General features: G+C 54.6%; 16 protein-coding genes. 10 read left to right on the forward strand and 6 right to left on the reverse strand.

Features of this window, described 5'->3' with window-relative positions:
* Positions 1–3: 3 nt before the first annotated feature.
* Both PCI15_RS22650 and PCI15_RS22655 read right to left on the reverse strand, forming a co-directional pair.
* Positions 4–1,749 carry a hypothetical protein gene (locus tag PCI15_RS22650; protein WP_271272131.1) on the reverse strand — a complete coding sequence of 582 codons (1,746 nt, stop codon included), beginning with the start codon at positions 1,747–1,749 and terminating at the stop codon, positions 4–6.
* Positions 1,750–2,190: 441 nt separating this feature from the next.
* A complete protein-coding gene (locus PCI15_RS22655; protein ID WP_271272132.1) occupies positions 2,191–3,114 on the reverse strand; it encodes a LysR family transcriptional regulator in 924 nt (307 codons plus the stop codon).
* Positions 3,115–3,274: 160 nt separating this feature from the next.
* Between PCI15_RS22655 and PCI15_RS22660 the strand changes: the two genes are divergently transcribed.
* From PCI15_RS22660 to PCI15_RS22670, 3 genes are all read left to right on the forward strand, one after another.
* Positions 3,275–4,735 (forward strand): aldehyde dehydrogenase family protein, encoded by a 1,461-nt coding sequence (locus PCI15_RS22660; RefSeq protein ID WP_271272133.1) that lies wholly within the window; start codon positions 3,275–3,277, stop codon positions 4,733–4,735.
* A gap of 38 nt (positions 4,736–4,773) precedes the next feature.
* A complete protein-coding gene (locus tag PCI15_RS22665; protein WP_271272134.1) occupies positions 4,774–5,772 on the forward strand; it encodes a dipeptidase in 999 nt (332 codons plus the stop codon).
* Positions 5,773–6,226: 454 nt separating this feature from the next.
* On the forward strand, positions 6,227–8,068 hold the full coding sequence (locus PCI15_RS22670) for a BCCT family transporter (protein WP_271272135.1): 1,842 nt from the start codon (positions 6,227–6,229) through the stop codon (positions 8,066–8,068).
* A 75-nt stretch (positions 8,069–8,143) separates the two neighbouring features.
* On the opposite strand, the gene PCI15_RS22675 is transcribed toward PCI15_RS22670, so the two are convergent.
* The 3 genes from PCI15_RS22675 to PCI15_RS22685 are packed head-to-tail and all read right to left on the reverse strand — an operon-like array spanning position 8,144 to position 12,047.
* Positions 8,144–10,129, reverse strand: coding sequence for a transglutaminase TgpA family protein (locus PCI15_RS22675; RefSeq protein ID WP_271272136.1), 1,986 nt, complete (start codon positions 10,127–10,129; stop codon positions 8,144–8,146).
* A complete protein-coding gene (locus PCI15_RS22680; RefSeq protein ID WP_271272137.1) occupies positions 10,126–11,127 on the reverse strand; it encodes a DUF58 domain-containing protein in 1,002 nt (333 codons plus the stop codon). Before PCI15_RS22680 ends, PCI15_RS22675 begins: the two co-directional genes overlap by 4 nt.
* A complete protein-coding gene (locus PCI15_RS22685) occupies positions 11,127–12,047 on the reverse strand; it encodes an AAA family ATPase (protein ID WP_271272138.1) in 921 nt (306 codons plus the stop codon). Before PCI15_RS22685 ends, PCI15_RS22680 begins: the two co-directional genes overlap by 1 nt.
* Before the next feature lie 148 nt (positions 12,048–12,195).
* Between PCI15_RS22685 and PCI15_RS22690 the strand changes: the two genes are divergently transcribed.
* The 7 genes from PCI15_RS22690 (at position 12,196) to PCI15_RS22720 (ending at position 18,963) form a co-directional block, all read left to right on the forward strand.
* Positions 12,196–12,795 carry a sulfite exporter TauE/SafE family protein gene (locus PCI15_RS22690; protein WP_271272139.1) on the forward strand — a complete coding sequence of 200 codons (600 nt, stop codon included), beginning with the start codon at positions 12,196–12,198 and terminating at the stop codon, positions 12,793–12,795.
* 301 nt (positions 12,796–13,096) lie between these two features.
* A complete protein-coding gene (locus PCI15_RS22695; protein WP_271272140.1) occupies positions 13,097–13,486 on the forward strand; it encodes a RidA family protein in 390 nt (129 codons plus the stop codon).
* Between the two features lie 469 nt (positions 13,487–13,955).
* Positions 13,956–14,807, forward strand: a complete 852-nt coding sequence (locus PCI15_RS22700) for a LysR substrate-binding domain-containing protein (protein ID WP_271272141.1) — start codon at positions 13,956–13,958, stop codon at positions 14,805–14,807.
* Between the two features lie 79 nt (positions 14,808–14,886).
* Positions 14,887–15,201: a DUF6506 family protein gene (locus PCI15_RS22705; protein ID WP_271272142.1), complete on the forward strand. Its 315-nt coding sequence runs from the start codon at positions 14,887–14,889 to the stop codon at positions 15,199–15,201.
* A gap of 37 nt (positions 15,202–15,238) precedes the next feature.
* Positions 15,239–16,117 (forward strand): helix-turn-helix domain-containing protein, encoded by an 879-nt coding sequence (locus PCI15_RS22710; protein WP_271272143.1) that lies wholly within the window; start codon positions 15,239–15,241, stop codon positions 16,115–16,117.
* A 127-nt stretch (positions 16,118–16,244) separates the two neighbouring features.
* Positions 16,245–17,123: an MBL fold metallo-hydrolase gene (locus tag PCI15_RS22715; RefSeq protein WP_271272144.1), complete on the forward strand. Its 879-nt coding sequence runs from the start codon at positions 16,245–16,247 to the stop codon at positions 17,121–17,123.
* Positions 17,124–17,232: 109 nt separating this feature from the next.
* Complete coding sequence (locus PCI15_RS22720) at positions 17,233–18,963, forward strand: bifunctional protein tyrosine phosphatase family protein/NAD(P)/FAD-dependent oxidoreductase (RefSeq protein WP_271272145.1); 1,731 nt, start codon at positions 17,233–17,235, stop codon at positions 18,961–18,963.
* A gap of 65 nt (positions 18,964–19,028) precedes the next feature.
* Here the strand turns inward: PCI15_RS22720 and bamJ are convergent, their stop codons facing one another.
* Positions 19,029–19,751: a BamJ family beta-barrel-assembly machinery protein gene (bamJ, locus tag PCI15_RS22725; RefSeq protein ID WP_271272146.1), complete on the reverse strand. Its 723-nt coding sequence runs from the start codon at positions 19,749–19,751 to the stop codon at positions 19,029–19,031.
* Positions 19,752–19,904 lie beyond the last annotated feature (153 nt).

The raw sequence follows: 19,904 nt of genomic DNA on the forward strand, positions 1-19,904 counted from the left end.
GTCCTAACGGTCAGTCTGTGGGTTGGATTGCGGATTCAGCGGCATAAACCAGTCATCGGCAAACGGCTTGCCAATGTCTTCCAGTAACGGCGCCCCCTGAAACATGGTGTTACGCACCCAGAGCTTAGAACGCGGATCGAACTTACTGACCCCGAAAAACGCCAGCTTGGCCCGCAATAGGTGCATGGGCAGCACATCTTTATCCAGCAGGTTGGCGCGGATTTCGCCAAACAGCGTGTTACTCATCGCCTGAATACGGCGGACGATGCCGCGGGACTGAGGCTGCTGCAGTAAAAATTCTGCGCAGGTTGCCTGTTCATTATCGGCAAATGCCTGCAGCTGGTCATAGCATTCACGGACCAGATAGCCAATGCCCAGCGGCATTTGTTTGTCGGCACCCGGTTCCAGTGAGCAGTCGCCCAGGCGGGGCTCCATTTTCTCTTCCGAGCGGTACCAGAAGGTTTGCTTCGCGGCCGGTTCAGAGAAGTCGATAGCCAGCGCCCAGTCATAATGGCGTTCAATCAGTGTCTTCAGCTCCGTCAAGGACATTTGTGGATCAAGGTCCATCCCTTCACTGGTACAGCAGTGGTTTTCCAGCTCGTCGACCAGGGTCGGATACAGCTCGAGCAACACAGAAACCAGCAATTCCTGCCCCTGCAGTGAACAGTTTTCAGTGCTCCACTGCAGCAGGCTGTTCCAGTCGCTGATATCGTCCAGCATTTGCTGTTGCAGGCGCTGCAGGTCATCCAGCAGCATGCGGTTATTATTTTCCTGCCATTCGTCTTCACAGAACACTTCGCGGGTGTGCTTATCACAACGTTGCAGTAACGCGCCAAAGCGGTCACGAACACTGCTGTCCGGCTCCGCCATGGCACAGATCCGGGCCAGCGCAAGCTCGCGCATTTCGACCCAGCGGTTGATCAGTAACGGATGGTTAATCAGATAAGGTGCCATGCCCAGACCGGTTGAGTTACCGATACCGAAATAACGCTTCAGCCCCGGTTCCATCGGTGTATAGGTTTCCGGGCTGCGGATTTTGGCAATGTGCTCCGCCTGTAACAGGCTGAAGTTACGCAACATGAAGCAAACAAACATTTCTGCACTGAACGGGCGGGCAAAATCCAGCCAGTGGCTCTGCACTTTTTGCCAGTCAGCCATGCCCAGTTTACCGCTGCCGTATACAGCCGTTGTCCGGTACAGATAACCGACCTTGGCAATTTTCGCGGCATCCGGCTGTTCGCCGCGGGCCAGTTGCTCAACGACATAATCAAAATTACGGGCACTGCGGTTCGCACGGGACAGCACAAACACCCGGCTGTCGACCCGGCCTGCTTCCTGTTTCGGTACATTATCACGCAGTTTTTGCAGGTAACTTTCATCGCCGGCGGCCACTTCAGCGGCCAGGTCACCGGCAACCAGCGCCATGGTCAGATCCCACTGGGTGGCAATGACCCGGTCATTGCGGTCTTCAGGGGACAGATAGTCAGAGAAAAGTACAAAGCTGTAGCAGCCTTGCGGGGCCTGTATACGGTAGATAACCCGGCCATAGCCCTGATCATCCAACTCCATCAGTGCCGGTGTAATTTGCCAGCGCTCACGCATGATGCGCCGCACCAGCGAGCGCATGAAACTCAGCCTGCTCTGGTGCATCGCGCCCAGTCGCTCAAGCTGCATAACCTGCCCGGCGGGCCGAAGTGGCAGTGCATGGCTGCCGTATAGTGATGCCTGAATTGCTGCAGACCCTGTCATTGTCTTAACCTCATGGAACACCTCAGTCTCGTGGTTAGAGAACCTGCGAACCGACTTATACACACGTGTATACGGAAAAGACGGAGGCGCAGATCCCTCAGAGCAGCATAGAAATTTATGGTGCAGTACCCGGACCGGGCCGCTTGATTATTATAGTTAGGGCCAGACAAAATCACCGCGCGTCGCTGGTATTATCCGAAGCTCCCTTACAAACCATAATCAGCGGATTTGGCTGTGGCATCAAATCAAAAGGTTATATCAAGCGATAAGCAACGCTTATTAAATCTTAGAAGATATTATTTTTACTAAGAGTTTACAGGCCTTAGACGGCACTCAGGCCCCGGATAAAAACAGGGCCAGATAAAATATCCGGACAAATTTACCGTTACGACGATTATCTGCCCTGTACAGCTGGCCGCGGCCAATACAAGCGATTAAGCCCTATACACCCGTTTCAGACTCACCTTCCGACTCACTGCAACATTGCTGCAGTATGAACTTATAGAAGGCTTCAGCGGGCGGCGACAGCGAACGGTTCGTCTGTTGTACCACACCGATCCGGCGAATCACCTGCGGGGAGTGCAGCGGCACAAAACTCAGATCGGGATTGTTCTCAGGAAACGCATAGCGCGGCAGAGTGGTGATGCCAAAGCCTGCATCCAGCATCGCCAGCAAAGAGATCATATTGGATACATACAGCGGCGACTTATCCAGCAAGCCTGCCGCATCTGTGCCTTCCAGCAGCCGGGAGGTACCGTTACCGATCAGCCGGTAATTTTTCAGCACTTTCCAGTCGACGCTTTCTTCACCGGCCAGCGGATGCCCTGCCGGACATACCACCCCCACTTCATCCTGCCAGATGGGGGTAAAAGTCAGGTTAGTGTACTGATCCGGCTTTAAAAGGTTAGTCAGACCAAAATCCACCTGCTGATTTTCAATCATCCGGATAACCGCATCAGAATTATCGTCAAAACAGCTGATGTGCAGGTCAGGCGCCTGGCTGACAAAATCCTGCAGCAGCGCCGGCAATACCCGGCTGGCAATGGAAGGCACGGAGGCCAGCCGCAGATGTCCGGTCCGGTGCTTGGCCAGCAGCTCCATATCTTCTGCCACCCGGTCATGATGGCTGATCAGCTCTTTCGCCTTGGGCAGAAAATAATGCCCGAACGGCGTCAGCTCAGTCTTATTGGTCTTCGAGTGATGTTTCTCGAACAGCGCTTCGCCGAGCTTATTTTCCAGATCGCGGATCGATAAGGAGATTGCCGGCTGGGTACGGTGCGCCCGCTCTGCAGCGGCATGAAAGCCTTTGAGTTCAGCCACCCAGATGAAGTGACGCAGCTGCGCGATCTTCAGATCTGCCAACATAATAAGAACTCCTTATCACAAAATATTATTTATTAATTTTTATTATTACAGCACGAGACCTATTATGGTTCCAACAGATTTTTATATTGCGCCCCTTACCTGACAGTTAAGCACAGGCAGTTAAGGACAGGCGCCACATCCCGATAGTCAGGAGATCAATATGTCAGATCAGGTATTTAACAACTACATCGCCGGTGAATGGCAGCCAGGCAACAACGGCAGCATTGCTAACATCAGCCCGGCAGATACCCGTGACGTGATTGGTCAGTACGCTCAGGCTGACAGCGCACAGACTGAAGCAGCCATTCAGGCAGCAATGGCCGGTCAGGTTGAATGGGCCAAGAGCGGTCTGGAACAGCGTTACTCTGTACTGATGGCTATCGGCGACGAACTGATCGCCCGTAAAGACGAGCTGGGTAACATTCTGGCCCGTGAAGAAGGTAAAACCCTGGCCGAAGGTGCCGGTGAAGTTTACCGTTCCGGTCAGTTCTTCCATTACTACGCCGCTGAAGTGCTGCGCCAGATGGGTGAAACGGCTGAATCCGTTCGTCCGGGCATCGAAATTGAAACCCGCCGCGAGCCGGTCGGTGTTGTCGGTATCATCACGCCGTGGAACTTCCCGACTGCGACAGGTGCATGGAAAATCGCCCCTGCACTGGCGTTCGGTAACGCGGTGGTATGGAAGCCTGCTAACCAGGTGCCTGCTTCTGCATGGGCGCTGACAGAAATCATTTCCCGTCAGGGTCTGCCTGCCGGTACGTTCAACCTGGTCATGGGCCCGGGCAGCCAGGTGGGTGATGTGCTGATCAACTCCCGCGATGTAAATGCGCTGACGTTCACCGGTTCACTGGAAACCGGCCGTAAAGTTGCCTCTGCCACTGCCGGTAACCTGGTTAAGTGCCAGTTGGAAATGGGCAGCAAGAACGCCCTGATCGTACTGGATGATGCCGATCTGGATAACGCAGTTGAATGTGCTGTCGGTGGCGCGTTCGGCGGTACCGGTCAGAAATGTACCGCGTCTTCCCGTCTGATTGTTACCGAAGGCATTCACGACCGTTTCGTAGAAGCCATGCAGGCCCGTATGGCCAAGCTGGTTGTCGGTCACCCGCTGAAAGAAGGCGTGCACATCGGTGCCGTTGCTGATGCCCGTCAGCTGGAACAGAACGTTGAGTATTTTGAACAGGCTAAACGCGAAGGCGGCAACCTGGTCTGTGGCGGTGAAGTGTTCACTGAAACCTTCAACGGCGAAGAAGTGGAAGGCTACTACATGCAGCCTGCGCTGTTCACCAACACTACCAATGACATGACCATCAACCGCGAAGAAGCCTTTGCCCCGATTGCATGTGTCATCAAAGTTAAAGATTACGAAGAAGCACTGGCAACCCTGAACGATACCAACTTCGGTCTGACCGGCGGTATCTGCACCCAGTCTCTGCAGCACGCGACTCACTTCAAGCGTAACGCCAAGACTGGCTGTGTCATGGTGAATCTGCCAACGGCGGGTACTGATTACCACGTACCGTTCGGTGGCCGTAAGGATTCCAGCTTTGGCCCGCGTGAGCAGGGTACCTATGCGAAAGAATTCTACACCGTGGTTAAAACCAGCTATATCCGCGCCTGAAGTCAGCCGCCTTTAATCAGTCATCAGGAGAGCTAAACATGCATCTGGATTTACATCGCCAACAGATCGTCATCGATGGCCTGCAGTACTCCAACTGGAGCCGCGAGATTTTCGAACAGCTGCAAGCCGGCGGTGTCACTATGGTTCACGCCACCATCGTCTATCACGAACAGATTCGTGAAACCCTGTTACGGATCGGCGAATGGAACCGCATGTTCGAGCAACACGGTGACCTGATTATGCCGGTTAAGTCCGCTGACGATATCCGTCTGGCGAAACAACTGGGCAAAGTGGGTGTTATGTTCGGCGCGCAGAACTGCTCGCCGATCGAAGATGATATCGACATGATTGCGATTATGCGTGAGCTGAATCTGATGATTATGCAGCTCACCTATAACAACCAGAGCCTGCTGGCCTGCGGCTGCTATGAAGCGGAAGACAGCGGTGTCACCCGCTTTGGCCGTCAGGTCATCGCGGAAATGAACCGGGTCGGCATGATTGTGGATATGAGCCACAGTGCGGAACGCAGCACGCTGGAAGCCATTGAGATTTCCAGCCGGCCGATTGTGATCTCTCACGCCAACCCGAACAGCTTCCACCCGGCAAAGCGGAATAAATCCGATACCGTCCTGAAAGCACTGGGTGAGTCCGGCGGTCTGCTCGGCTTCAGCCTGTATCCGTTCCACCTGAAAAACGGCCCGGACTGCACCCTGGAAGAATTCTGCGACATGGTTGCCCGTACCGCTGATCTTATGGGGATTGATCAGATAGGTATCGGGACTGACCTGTGCCAGCAACAGCCACTGGAAGTACTTGAGTGGATGCGTAACGGCCGCTGGTCAAAAGAGATGGATTACGGCGAAGGCTCAAAAAGCAATGCTGACTGGCCCCGCCCGCTTGAATGGTTTAAAGACAGCCGCGATTTCCCGAACCTGACAAAAGGCCTTTTGGACCGTGGCTTCAGTGAGCAGGACGTTGCCAAAGTCATGGGCCTGAACTGGCTGAACTTTTTTGATGAGGCACTGAAACCCGCATAATAATTAAATAAATGTTATGCATGTTTTTTTAAATGAATATTTAATTAAAAACTGACAGAAATAATATGATTGTCTATATGTAAAATTGCTAATTATTTTCGCATTTATGATATAGGCATTAAATAAACGCTGTTAGATTGAATGGTTAGTCTGGCGACTTATTTTATTTTTATTGGGTGTATAAAAATAAAAATGTTACCTGGAAAGGTAAACGTTGCTACGGTTTCCGGACTAAACATATCGCACCAACAGCCCTCACCACCGCGACAGGCATGCGGCTGATGAGAGACTGAAGGCATAAACGGAATATACCTGTGCGGTATAAAAACGGTGTTACTGAACTGAATCCGGAACTGCCCGGATTTATTCAGCAGCAAAGTTAATATTTTAAGGAAAGGATCACCTTATACGCTCCCGTTAAGTACTCATAAAAATAACAACATGAGGTAATAACATGAAAACCCCACCGCCGTTTACGGATATAGAGGTAAAAACCTCTCCCGAAGGCTTTTATAAAGGTTACAGTTTACCTATCGCTATGCTCAGTAAAGTCTCCATGACATTACTGGTTCTGTGGGCACTGGTCTGGCCTGATAATGCCGGTTCTATGCTCTCTTCATTGAACGGTACTCTGCTGAATACCTTCAACTCCTTCTACATCGTTGTAGTTGGTCTGTTCGCTTTCTTCTGTTTCGCACTGGCGCTTGTCCCTTCCTGGGGTAGCCGACGGCTCGGTAAAGAAGGTGAAAAACCTGAATTCTCAAATTTCTCATGGTTTTCCATGATGTTCGGTGCGGGTCTGGGTGTAGGTCTGATGGTTTACTCCACTGCCGAACCAATGGGCCTGTGGGGCTCCAACCCGGTTGTACTGGCCGGCGATGCGGTTGCCAATACCGCCGGCGCCGTTGAATCCGGTATGCGTTATACCTTCCTGCACTACGGTTTCCATGCCTGGGCAATTTACGTGGTAACCGGCCTGTCGCTGGCGTACTACGCATATACCCGTAATATGCCGCTGACGATCCGCTCCGCGCTGACGCCTCTGCTGGGCCGCCACCTGAATGGCCCGCTGGGTCACCTGGTTGACGTCCTGGGTGTTGTGGCAACGATTCTGGGTGTATCCGTAACCATCGGTTTCGGTATCAGCCAGCTGGTTGACGGTGTCTATGCCATTACCGGTATGGAATGGCTGATGAAAGATCTCGATACGAAACCGGCGCCCAGCACAGTGGGTCTGCTGGCCGCCCTGATCATGATCATGGGTATGTCGATCATTTCTGCCGTATCCGGTGTAGGTCGCGGGGTAAAATACCTGTCTAACCTGAACCTGGTTCTGTCGCTGATCCTGCTGCTGACTTTCGTATTCTTCGGTTCATTCGGCTTCGCCATGACCACCTACGGTACAGCGCTGGTTGATTACATTCTGAACTTCATTTCACTGTCTTTCGGCGCTTATGGCCCGACACCATACGACAGCTTTGTTGCTTCACTGCCTGAAGTTGCCCGTTCTCTGCCACCTGCTGATTTGCAGGCAATGCACGCGACCGGTCCATGGGGCGGTTTCGATTCCTTCAAGGCTGGCCTGCCGGCTGCCCTGCAGGCAACTGAAAACTTCGATGCAACTGCAGCTGCTATCTGGGAAGTAACAGAAGAAGGCCGTCAGTTTGGCTGGCAGTCAGCCTGGACAACCTTCTACTGGGCATGGTGGATTGCATTCTCGCCTTTCGTAGGTTTGTTCCTGGCGCGTATCTCTAAAGGCCGTACTATCCGTGAATTCGTACTGGGTGCGGTTATCGCTCCGGCACTGGTATGTTTCGCCTGGATGACTATCCTGGGCGGTACTGCGATCGATCTGGAACTGTCCGGCGCGGCTGAAGGCAGCATTATCGGTGCATCTGCGACCGCTAAGCTGTTCGCTACTCTGGCACTGATGATTGACGGCGGCCTGCTGTCTGCCATCACCATCATGTGTGTGGTTCTGATCATGACCTTCCTGGTCACCTCTGCTGACTCCGGTATTCTGGTAATGAATACCATTATGTCTGGCGGTGCTCAGGAAACCGGCCACCTGCACCGCATCATCTGGGGCGTGCTGCTGACGCTGGTAATTGCGACCCTGCTGATCGCCGGTGGCGGCGGTATGGACGCGCTGAAGAACGCAATGATCATCGGTGCACTGCCGTTTACCATGATCATGTTCCTGATGTGTCTGGCCATGATCAAAGCACTGATCCGTGACGACATCCGTGACAAAGAAGGTCTGGGCGCTGAACCGACAGCAACCACGACTAACTAAACCGCTGTAATGAAAAAGCCCCCGTCAGGTAACTGACGGGGGCTTTTTTATGTGAGTATCATTGCCAGCCAGCCGTTACAGCTGCTGCTTAAGCTGCTTCAGACGCCGCCGGTACAGCTTCATATTCACCCCTGAGGCAACATCGTACTGAGCCTGCCCGGCCGCCTCTGCCCAGGCCATTAATGCGTCCGCCTGATCCGGCAAAACAGCCGCTGCACGACGACAATATTGCTGCAGGGTTTCCCCGGCGGCCCTTGCCAGTGCCGGCTGTTTACGGCTCAGGCGGTCTGACAGGCGTTCCGCATCCAGTGAAATCTGATCCCGGTAACGGGGTCTGGCCCGCAGCAGCCACCAACCAATCACCACCAGCACAAGGGTGACCGGTAATAACACCAGCAATACTGATTTAAGATAATCCAGAGTGCCCAGCCAATTTTTCAGCAAGTCTTCCTGGCGGCTGTCATAACCCAGCACCCAGCGATGCCAGCTGTAGTTCAGGCTCTGATAACGTAACCGCAACTCGGCTAACAGGGCAAACTGCTGCTCCAGTCTGACCATGCTCAGCGGCTGATCCGCCAGATAACCGGGAGACTGCTGTAACAGCTCCTCTATGCCGTCCATAACCCGTTCCGGTGCGACAGACGCAGTAGGGTCAATCCGTTGCCAGCGGCCATCAAGCCAGGCTTCAACCCAGGCATGGGCATCCCGCTGCCGGATCAGCAGATATTCACTGTACGGATTCCATTCCCCCCCCAGATAACCACCCACCAGCCGGGTGGGAATGCCGGCCATCCGCAGCATCAGCCCGGTGGCACTGGCAAAGTGTTCGCAGAAGCCTTCCCGGGTTGCAAAGAAAAACTCATCCACCCGGTGCCCCTGTAAACGGGCCGGAGAAAGGGTATAACTGAAATGCTGCCGGTACTGCTGCAGAATCGCCGCAACAATCTGCTGCTTTGACAGCCCCTCTGCCAGCCACTGATCCACCTGAGCCCGGGCCCGGGGGTTACCCGCCGGCACCTGCAGATAACGGCGCAGATCCTCCGTGCTGAGCGTCTCACCCGTGCCATCCTGTAACGGCAGGCTGTAGGTAAAACGCTGCTGTAAGGGCTCAGGCGCTCTGACAGTCCCGTCCGGGAACAGCTTCAACCCTCCGGTACCATTGTTTACCGGCGTCAGGGCAATCAGCCATGCGCTGCTTGCCGGTTCAGCAATGACCTGATAATCCCCTGTATAACGGCTATCCGGCAGCTGTCTGCTGGGTTCAGCAGCATCAATCCGCCAGCGCTGGCCGTCGAAATGATCAAAGGTCATCGCCCGCCAGTAACGCCTCTGCTCCGGCACCGGGTCACCGCTGAAACTCACCCGAAACGCCATTTCATCGGAACGCAGCAGATTGCTGATTTCCCCCGGTGCGAGACTGTCGGACAGTCCGGTGCGGGCGGACGGCGTGGCCAGCTCCAGGCTCCACAGCGGGCCTATTCTGGGAAAGATAAGGAAGATCAGTAACGCCAGCGGCAGGGCCTGCAATAACAGCAGACCCGCCGTTTTCAGCGGTTGCCAGCGAACACGCCACAAAGAAGAAGCTTCGCTGTGCAGGGTAATCAGGCTGGCCAACAACACAACGATTGATAACACCCCGTACGCTCCGGACAGCATACTGGTGGAAAACAGATAAGCAGCAGCAATGATAAAACAGTTCACCAGCACCACCACCCAGACATCCCGCCGGGTTCGCAGCTCCAGTAACTTCAGGGTATTGGCCATCACCAGCAAAATCACCAGTCCGAGCAGCGTCGATTTACCCAGTATGCTCAGTGCCGTCACCGTCAGTACCACCAACACCGCCAGCACTTTCAGCAACCGTGGCGGCTGCGCAATGCCCCGGTTCAGGCGCAGCCCGGCATACACCAGCAAGCCCCCGGCCAGCAAAGACATCCATACAGGCATATGCAGCGCCTGAGGCAACATGCACAGCACCGTACTGAAAAATATCCAGCGGCGGGCGTTCAGTGCCGGCAACGCCTCTTTAGGCACCGTTTTCTGATGAGCAAACAAACTCATAACCGTTCCCCGGTATCAGATCCACCGGCAGCACCCGGGCTCAGTGCCAGCTGTTTCAGCACCCTATCCAGATGATTTCGCCCCCGGTCAGGCGGGATTTCTGCGCCACCGAGACGTAATCCGTAGGTTTGATCCTGCCCGTGATACTGCAACGCCTGCCAGGTCATTTCTGACAGTTTAATCTCCTGGCTACCGGGCCAGACACTGGCATCCAACCAGAACTCCTGTCCCTGTTCCGCGGTATAGCTGCGGACCTTCAGCCCCTGGCCACTGGCCAGTTTCTTCCAGGCAATACGGCTCATGGAATCCCCCGGCTGATAGTCATCAAGCCCCTGAAACGCATCGGTACCCGATAACCGGCTGCCCACCGGACGCCCTCCCTCTGCCGCTGCCGGTGACAGCGGTGGGGGCAGCTTTGCCTGTAACGGCTTAGGGTAAACCAGACAGCGGGTTTGCAGCGACGCCCAGCTCCATGCCCGGAATAACCCCAGCGGATACCGGGACTCCACGTAAAGCGCCCCGGCCTCATCCCAGCCCCGCTGCCGTGCCGGCCGGAACAGGGTCAGCCTGGCTGAGCCCCCGGCTTCAATGGCAACTGAACGCAGATCCGCATCATGAATCGCCAGGGTGATCTGATTCACCCGCCGGTCTGCCGCCTGTAACTGATAGGTAAAGCCGATGTCTTCCCCGGCAAACACCGGCTCACAACGGCCGGTTTCGATCACCACGCCAGACAGACAGGCATAGGTATGGAGAATCGACACCAGAAATACCGCCCCCAGCATGAAACACACCGCATAGGCCAGATTATTCTGATAGTTGATGGCCAGCAGCAGAATCAGCAGGTTTACCCCCAGATAGGCAAAACCCGCCCGGGTAGGAAAGATGTAAATGACCCGCTGGGTCAGCTCGATATGATGTCCTGAAGGATGCCGGGATATGGCCCAGCGCCGCATCCGCCGGGCCAGCCGCTCTGCCAGCGAAAACCGGGCAAGCATCAGCTGAGCACGTCTACCTGTGACAACAGGTAGCTGGCAGGATCGTGTTCCGAACCGGGATGCAGTAACTCCCGGCCCACCAGACGGTGCCCGGCAACCGCCGGAAACACCTGCTGAACGTCATCCGGTAAAACATAGGCACGCCCCTGCAAAAACGCCCACGCTTTCGCAGCATTCAGCACCGCCAGACTCCCCCGGGGGGATAAACCGAGGCTGAAATGCTGGCTGTCCCGGCTGTACTGTGCCAGCCGTTGTAAATAACTGACCACCGCTGAGGATACCTGTAACCGGCTGACCAGCCTCTGGGCCTCCAGCAACTGCTCCGGCGTCAGCAATTGCTGCACCCCGCCAAGCTGATCTGCGGCGCCCCCCTGCAACAGCATTTTTTCTTCAGCCTCAGCGGTGGGATAGCCGATGGATACCCGCATCAGAAAACGGTCCAGCTGGGATTCTGGCAATGGAAAAGTCCCGTACTGTTCAGTCGGATTCTGAGTCGCGATGACAAAAAACACTTCCGGTAACACATGGCGCTGGCCGTCCAGCGACACCTGCCGCTCTTCCATTGCTTCCAGCAAGGCACTCTGAGTCTTGGGTGACGTCCGGTTAATTTCATCCGCCAGCAGCAGCTCGGTAAACACCGGGCCTTTATGTAAACGGAAACCGGACTGCTGCTGATCATAAATGGCACCCCCGAGAATATCCCCGGGCAGCATGTCACTGGTGAACTGTACCCGCTGATAATCCAACCCCAGCACTTTTGCCAGCGCATGCGCCAGGGTGGTTTTCCCAAGCCCCGGCAGGTCTTCAATGAGCAGATGCCCCCGTGCCAGTAAACAGGCCAGTGATAAACGGATAACTTCCGGCTTACCCAGCAATACATCATCAATTACCGTTGCCAGTTGCTGCAGTCTCTCCTGCATGGATTGTGTCCTTTTTCAGTTCAGGGGCCGTGAGACAGCCGAATGAGTTCTTTTGTCACATATATAGTGCAGCATTGCAAACCTGATAAATTGTCACACAGGGTTTCACCACCGACGGCGAAATCTGTACAAATTCAGGATCTTATACGTGGATTATCTGTACATATCAGTGATCGGGCTTTTTGCCGGCACACTGGCAGGTATCATAGGTACCGGCTCTTCCATCATATTGCTACCGGTACTCTTCTATACGCTGGGCGCTCAGATGGCAGTACCGGTAATGGCGGTTGCTGCAGTGCTGGCAAATCTAGGCAGAGTAGTCATCTGGTGGCGCCAGATTCACTGGCCAGCGGTACTGGCCTATTCTGTGACCAGTATTCCCGCCGCAATGCTGGGTGCCAATACCCTGATCAGTATTTCAGAACGCCGCGCAAACCTGATTCTCGGCAGCTTCTTTCTGATCATGCTGCCTTTACGCCGCTATTTACAGCGCAGGCAGCTCGCGCTGCAGCTCTGGCAACTGGGTGTGGCCGGTCTGTGTATTGGTTTTATCACCGGAATCGTCGTCTCCTCCGGGCCACTGAGCATCGCTGCTTTTACCGCCGCCGGACTGTTACAGGGGCCGCTTATTGCCAGTGAGGCTGCCGCTTCAATGCTGGTCTATCTGGCTAAGCTAACAGCGTTCGGCAATGCTGATGTTCTGAATACCGGCATTCTGATTCAGGGGGCTGCACTGGGCGTATCCTGATGATCGGCGCCTGGCTGGGTAAACACATCGTTCTGCGGATGAGTACTGCACAATTCAACAGAATGCTCGATTTAATGATGCTGACAGCCGGCATTTCGCTACTCATTGCATCAGTTTCAAGCCATTGAAAATACTCAATAAATAAGCATTTATCACAACAACCAATAAGATTAAATTATTAAAAAATATAAATAATTAATTTTTATTATTAAGAAGATATTTCTATGATTCTTCTCACGCAAACACCGAAGGTTTGCACACTCTTAACTTCACCATGAAAGACTACACAACTGGTACCCCCATGAAACAAGCTGTAAAAACCGACCTGTTCGCATCAAAAGCACCATTAGAATGGGCCGTCACGGCAAACGGCCACCTGTCTACAGCACAGATTCCAATTAATGCTGAAGGCAAGGTTGTTGAAGGCGGCATCGAAGCACAGGCCCGCCAGACCATGGAGAATTTTAAACATACAATTGAAGCCGCTGGCCTGACCATGGCCGATGTTACTCAGGTACTGATTTACGTAACTCACCGTGATCAGCTGCCGATCTTCAATCAGGTGTATGCAGAATACTTTGAAGCCCCGTTCCCGAACCGGGCTGCCATGATCGTTGCCGGTCTGGCCCGTGAAGAAATGCTGTGTGAAATCGTCGCCTACGCCGCGATGAAAAACCAGCTGGCAAGTTAAGGAAACCGCCCGGAAAGGGCCAGCCCTTCCGCTGCGCTGTTTTTCGCGCATCAGGTTCTTTAACCGCCCGCAGAGAAAGCGTCAGACTTATATGCCGCTTCACCAGAGCACCAATCGGCAATGAGATGCCACTCCGACCGGACATCTCATTGCCGATTTTTTATATCCTTCCTGTTACACCCGAGCATACTGCGTACCAGCGTCCATGCGGTTTCTGCTCTGGCCTTTCTGCCCTGTAAAAGATAATACCGGTAATCAATAGCGCCGTTACTGTCCCGGCGAATCCTGTCTGCATGGCTCCGGTTTTCGGTTGTATCTGTCATCTTGCTGTCCCTCTGTCTCAAACCGGACAATCTTTCCGGGTTTACAAAGGCCAGTATAAAGACGACAATAAATCATTAATAACGATTTATAATTATCATATTGTTCGCAAATTACGATTGATATGATTCTGAACAGGTGACCGGTGATGTCAGCTAACCTTTCCTCCGAACTGCTCAATACTTTCGTGACCGTGGTGCATGAACAGGGCTTTATCAAAGCCTCGGAACGGTTACATAAAACCCAGTCAACGGTCAGCCAGCAAATCAAAAAACTGGAACAGGAAATCGGCGTCGCCCTGTTTCAGGCGGAAGGCCGCAAACGGGTACTCACCCCTGAAGGTGAGGTATTTCTGGGCCATGCCCGGCGTATTCTCAGTAGCCATCAGGATGCTGTTGCCGCCATTACCGGCCCCCGCCAGTATCAGCAACTGAAAATCGGTATATCCCAGGCGTTATCCGAAACACTGCTGCCATCGTTGCTGGGCCAGTTCAGGCAGGCCAATCCGCAACTGGCCTTAGAGGTACACTGCGGCTTCAGCCAGGATCTGGGTAAAGAATTTGAGGCCGGAAACTATGATCTGGTGCTCCTGCTGCAACCCCGGCAAAGCGCCCTGACCGGCCTGCAGATCAGCGAAGAGCCGCTGGCCTGGGTGGCGTCTGCTCAGTTTTATCCGCAGCCCGGTACGCCCCTGCCGCTGGCATTTCTGTCGCCCCGGTGCCAGTTCCGCCAGCGGGGCATTGATGCACTGGATCAGGCCGGTATTGGCTGGCAGCAGGTCTACCATACCAGCAGCTTCGCCAGCCTGATGATGGCGGTCCGTGCCGGTCTGGGCATCACCGTCCGGCCGCTGCGCGGCCTCGGTCAGGACTGGCAGCTGGCAGATCTGCCCCACCTGCCGGCGCTTCCTCCCATGTATATCGAACTGCGCAGCCAGCCGTCGGCACCGGCACAGCAGCTGGAAAAGCTGCTTGCCCGGCAAAACCTGATCATTAACTGAGTTGGCGGATTTATCCAATACAGGTTACTTACCGGCGGGTAGGCTGGCATTCCGATATTCAACAGTAAAGGAATCAGCCATGAGCGATACCCTTAAAGCCGCATTTATTTTTATCACCCCGGATGCCAACCCTGAACAGCATCAGGGCTGGGTGAGCACTCCGGGTGTGGCCGTCAAGACCCTCGCTGTCAGCAGCTATCAGCAGGCCTGTGACATACTGCCGTCACTCACAGAGGAAGGCATTACCGCCATTGAACTGTGCGGTGGGTTTGGCCATCAGGGCGTTGCCCAGGTTACCCGGGCCGCCGCTGGCCGTATGCACGTCGGCGTCGTCCGGTTTGATCAGCATCCGTTACTGAATTTTTGCAGTGGTGATTCCCTGACCGCCGCGTAAAATAGCCCTGTTAGCGGCAGAAGGAAGCGCTCTTTTCATGATCAGGCACTGCACTTATCCGGCACCGGCACTGGCCTCTCTGGTGGCTCAGTTCTGGAGCATTACCGCCAGCGGCGGCGCTCAGTTACCTGATTATCTGCCGGGTACCGGCGCCGAAATCCTGCTGAATCTGGCGGACGATACCGAGCTGCTGCAAACCATGCCGGACCCGTCCGGTGAGCCGGTCCATACCCGGCTCAAAGCAGGCGAATCGGTCTGCATTTGCCCCCGCACCACCCGGTTAAAGATCAGATCAGCCGGTGAAGTCCGCCTGTTCAGTATCCGTTTCCGCTCGGCAGGCTTCTTCAGCCTGTTCAGGATTCCTCTGCACCTTGTCTGTGACCGGGTAATCCCCACTGAGGAGCTGGGTATCAGCCTGCCCTGCGCTCTCCACAACGACAGTCACATCCTCAGTCACAACCCCGGTCACAACCACAGCCACGAAATGCTGGCCGGACAACTACAACACTGGCTCGGCACCCTGCACCGTTCTGATGTGCACACCACCGCGTTATCCCATGTGGTTGACCAGCTTTATTATTGCCACCGGACGCTGTCAGTACTGGATATTCAGCAGGCAACAGCCCTCAGCGAACGTAGTTTCCAGCGGCATATAAAGCAGATAACCGGTGTCAGCGCCAAATACTTCACCCGTACCGCCCGGTTTCAGGCGACCCTCAAGCATTTGCTGCAGAGCCCTCTCTCAGCCACAGCCTATACCGATACCCTGCTGACACAGGGCTATTACGACCAGTCCCACTTTATTCGCGATTTCCGGCACTTCACCGGCGCATCCCCCGGTGAATACCTGAACAGCCATCACAAACGCTGCAATTTCTACCTGCCTGCCGGTCACAGCAACACTGATGAACCGTAAAACTTTGTTCGCCCCGGTGGATAATTTTTAACCACACTGATTGACATCCATATTAGGCTGATCTAATTTATATATTCCATTTAGTTTTATGCTTATAACCAAAATATAATAACTTCGGTACAGCCTTATGTCAGCCAATGCCCAACCTGCAATTGTCACCGCCTTTTTTGATGAGCCCTCTTTTACCTTCAGTTACATCATTCAGGATCCGGAATCCAGCCACTGCGCAATCATCGACTCCGTGCTGGATTTTGATTATGCCTCCGGTAAAACGGACACCGCGTCAGCCGATGCGTTGCTGGCCTTCATCGACAAACACTCACTGACCGTTGACTGGATCCTGGAAACCCATGTGCATGCTGATCATGTGTCTGCGGCGCCGTATCTGAAAACCAGAACCGGCGGTCTGATCGGCATCGGAAAACAGGTCTGTACCGTACAGAAAACCTTTGGTCAGGCATTTAACGCTGAGAAAGAATTTGCCACTAACGGCAGCCAGTTCGATGTCCTTCTGGAAGACAACGACACCCTTCAGATCGGCGGGCTTACGGGCCAGGCACTGCATACGCCCGGCCATACACCTGCCTGTATGACGTTCGTCTTCGGCGATGCAGCCTTCGTGGGTGATACCCTGTTTATGCCTGACTACGGTACCGCCCGCTGCGATTTCCCCGGTGGCGATGCCGCCATGCTGTACCGCTCTATTCAACGGATTTTCCAGCTGCCGGATGACACCCGCCTGTTCATGTGCCACGACTATAAGGCGCCGGGCCGGGATGAATACGCCCACCAGACCAGCGTTGCCGCGCAGCGTCAGCACAATATTCACATTCAGGAAGGCATTAACGAAGCTGATTTTGTCGCCATGCGCACCGGCCGGGATGCCACCCTGAGTATGCCCAAACTGATACTGCCGTCAGTACAGGTAAACATGCGTGCCGGACACCTACCCCCGGCAGAAGACAACGGCCAGCAATATCTGAAAATCCCGCTCAACCTGTTCTGATTTCAGGTTAGTCATCACCGGACATTCATGCTCCGGACACACTCTGCGCCGGCTGCATCACTCTGCAGCCGTGTATTACCCGCACTCAGAAAATAAAGAGGACTTCCTCATGGACGTACGCCAGCTCAGCCCGTTTATCAGTATCAGCCCGCAAATAACCTCTGCCGATATCGGGCTGGCAGCTGCACAGGGATTCCGGACCATTATCTGTAACCGGCCAACCGGTGAATCTCAGGACCAGCCGGACACTCAACAGCTGGAAGATGCCTGTCAGCGTGCAGGACTGGCCTGGCATTACTTACCCGTCGAGATAGGCAAAGTAACTGACACAGACGTCACAGCATTCACCACCCTGATGGATCAGGTTCAGGGGCCGGTGCTGGCCTTTTGCCGCACCGGCACCCGCAGCGCCACGCTCTGGGCGCTGTCGCAGGCTCCCCGGCTTGATGTCACCGCCATTCTTAACGCCACCGCACAGGCCGGCTACGATCTGGCCCCCCAGAAAGAGCGGCTTCTGAACGCAGCGAATCAGCAGGAAAGTAATTCGGAAAGCCGGCCGGTTATTGCCGGCCGGCAGCACGATATTCTGATTGTCGGCGGTGGCGCCGGTGGCCAGGCAACAGCCGCCAGCCTGTTAAAACGCCAGCCGGATCTGGACATCGCCATCGCTGAGCCCAATACGGAACACTATTATCAGCCCGGCTGGACCCTGGTCGGCGGCGGCGTATTCAACCGTAAAGATACCGTCCGCCCGATGGCCGATGTCATGCATCCTGACTGCCACTGGTATCAGGCAGCCGTCAGCCACTTCGAACCGGAACAGCGCCAACTGGTGCTCGAAGACGGCGAACGGCTGGGCTACCGTATCCTGATCATCGCCCCGGGGCTGATGCTGGACTGGGATGCCATCCCAGGCTTACGGGAGAATCTTGGCAGCCACGGCGTCACCTCAAACTACCAGTTCGATATGGCACCCTACACCTGGGAACTGATCCGGAACTGCAAGTCCGGCAAAGCCCTGTTCACCCAGCCCCCCATGCCGATTAAATGTGCCGGCGCGCCACAAAAAGCCATGTATCTGGCCTGTGATCACTGGTTACGCACGCAGCGGCTGGACAACATTGATGTGGAATTCTGCAACGCCGGACCCGGCCTGTTCGGCGTCGCCGACTACGTACCGGCGCTCATGGAATATGTAAAGAAATACGACATAGCGCTGCAGTTTCAGCACACCCTTACCGCCATCGACGGGCCGGGTAAAACGGCAACATTCAGCGTCACCGACGGTGAAGGCGAAAGCAGGGAGATTGAGAAAGCATTCGATATGATCCACGTCTGCCCCCCTCAGAAAGCCCCGAAGTTTATCAGCAACAGCCCGCTGGCGGACGCCGGAGGCTGGCTGGACCTGGACCCGGAAACCCTGCAGCATAACCACTACGGCGATATCTTCGGTCTCGGAGACGCAGGCAATACCCCGAATGCCAAAACGGCTGCGGCGGTGCGTAAGCAGGCACCGGTGGTGGCAGAGAATGTACTGTTAGCCCTCAAAGGAGAGGCGCCAAGAGCTATTTACGCCGGTTACGGATCCTGCCCGCTGACCGTAGAAAAAGGCAAAATCGTGCTGGCTGAATTTGGCTACGGCGGTCAGTTGCAGCCGACCTTTCCCACCTGGCTGGTACAGGGTACCCGGCCATCCCGCCTGTCCTGGTTACTGAAAGAAAAGATGCTGCCGTGGATCTACTGGAATGCCATGTTAAAGGGCAAGGAATGGCTGGCGGAACCGGAAATTCTCAGCCACCGGCCGGCCAGACACGAAGCCGCCGACGCGCTGGATAAATAAAAGCGCGGGCATAAAAAAACGGGAAGCCAAAGCTTCCCGTTTTCTTTATGGTTCAGCCCGGAGATTTAGCCTTCCGGGTTAATTTCCAGTAATTCAACTTCGAATACCAGCGTCGCGTTCGGTCCGATGGTACCGCCAGCGCCAGTCGGGCCATATGCCAGATCAGCCGGAATCACCAGACGGGCTTTACCGCCACTCTTCATCAGTTGCAGGCCTTCTGTCCAGCCAGGAATCACACCGTTCAGCGGGAAGGATACAGGCTCACCACGGCTGTAAGAGCTGTCGAACTCAGTACCGTCAATCAGGGTACCTTTGTAGTGCACCATCACTGAATCTTCAGCGGTCGGGCTTTCACCTTCGCCTTCGGTCAGGTGCTCAATCTGCAGGCCGGACTCAGTGGTCGTCACGTTTGGCTTCTTGGCATTTTCAGCCATGTAGTCCATACCTTCCTGCGTGTTCTTATCAGCCAGTGCTTCGGCTTCTTTCTGCGCTTCCTCAACCTTCTTCTGCTGCGCTTCCATCAGTACTTTTTCGACGTCTTCGCGGCTCATCAGGCCTTCATCACCGGCATACGCTGCTTCAACACCGCGGCGCAGTGCATCGTAATCCATTGTTTCGAAATCAGCTTTTAAGCGCTCGCCCAGCACCATACCCAGGCCGTAGCTCAGCTTCTTCGTTTCAGTATCCAGAGTGTAAGGCTTCTCTACCGGTGCAGGGGCTTTCTTTTCTTCACCACACCCCACCAGGAACGCACTTGCAACGGCAACAGCAACCAGCGTCTTTTTCATTTCATTTCCTTAGTTTTGTCTGTCCGAGTATCGGAATCGGCAGCTTTCAGCCTGAGATCTCTGCTTAAAAGCATAGGTACAGAATCTGTACGCAAGGCTCAACTTAACATAGCTGCTTCTATATATCCTGCCTTAGTGGGGGCAGGTAAGGAA

The sequence above is a fragment of the Aliamphritea hakodatensis genome (genome assembly GCF_024347195.1).
Lineage (GTDB): Bacteria > Pseudomonadota > Gammaproteobacteria > Pseudomonadales > Balneatricaceae > Amphritea > Amphritea hakodatensis.

Excerpts from the sequence above, each read along its gene's own strand:
- PCI15_RS22650 (WP_271272131.1), bottom strand. The coding sequence starts at position 1,749 with ATGACAGGGTCTGCAGCAATTCAGGCATCACTATACGGCAGCCATGCA.
- PCI15_RS22655 (WP_271272132.1), bottom strand. The coding sequence starts at position 3,114 with ATGTTGGCAGATCTGAAGATCGCGCAGCTGCGTCACTTCATCTGGGTG.
- PCI15_RS22660 (WP_271272133.1), top strand. The coding sequence starts at position 3,275 with ATGTCAGATCAGGTATTTAACAACTACATCGCCGGTGAATGGCAGCCA.
- PCI15_RS22665 (WP_271272134.1), top strand. The coding sequence starts at position 4,774 with ATGCATCTGGATTTACATCGCCAACAGATCGTCATCGATGGCCTGCAG.
- PCI15_RS22670 (WP_271272135.1), top strand. The coding sequence starts at position 6,227 with ATGAAAACCCCACCGCCGTTTACGGATATAGAGGTAAAAACCTCTCCC.
- PCI15_RS22675 (WP_271272136.1), bottom strand. The coding sequence starts at position 10,129 with ATGAGTTTGTTTGCTCATCAGAAAACGGTGCCTAAAGAGGCGTTGCCG.
- PCI15_RS22680 (WP_271272137.1), bottom strand. The coding sequence starts at position 11,127 with ATGCTTGCCCGGTTTTCGCTGGCAGAGCGGCTGGCCCGGCGGATGCGG.
- PCI15_RS22685 (WP_271272138.1), bottom strand. The coding sequence starts at position 12,047 with ATGCAGGAGAGACTGCAGCAACTGGCAACGGTAATTGATGATGTATTG.
- PCI15_RS22695 (WP_271272140.1), top strand. The coding sequence starts at position 13,097 with ATGAAACAAGCTGTAAAAACCGACCTGTTCGCATCAAAAGCACCATTA.
- PCI15_RS22700 (WP_271272141.1), top strand. The coding sequence starts at position 13,956 with ATGTCAGCTAACCTTTCCTCCGAACTGCTCAATACTTTCGTGACCGTG.
- PCI15_RS22705 (WP_271272142.1), top strand. The coding sequence starts at position 14,887 with ATGAGCGATACCCTTAAAGCCGCATTTATTTTTATCACCCCGGATGCC.
- PCI15_RS22710 (WP_271272143.1), top strand. The coding sequence starts at position 15,239 with ATGATCAGGCACTGCACTTATCCGGCACCGGCACTGGCCTCTCTGGTG.
- PCI15_RS22715 (WP_271272144.1), top strand. The coding sequence starts at position 16,245 with ATGTCAGCCAATGCCCAACCTGCAATTGTCACCGCCTTTTTTGATGAG.
- PCI15_RS22720 (WP_271272145.1), top strand. The coding sequence starts at position 17,233 with ATGGACGTACGCCAGCTCAGCCCGTTTATCAGTATCAGCCCGCAAATA.
- bamJ (WP_271272146.1), bottom strand. The coding sequence starts at position 19,751 with ATGAAAAAGACGCTGGTTGCTGTTGCCGTTGCAAGTGCGTTCCTGGTG.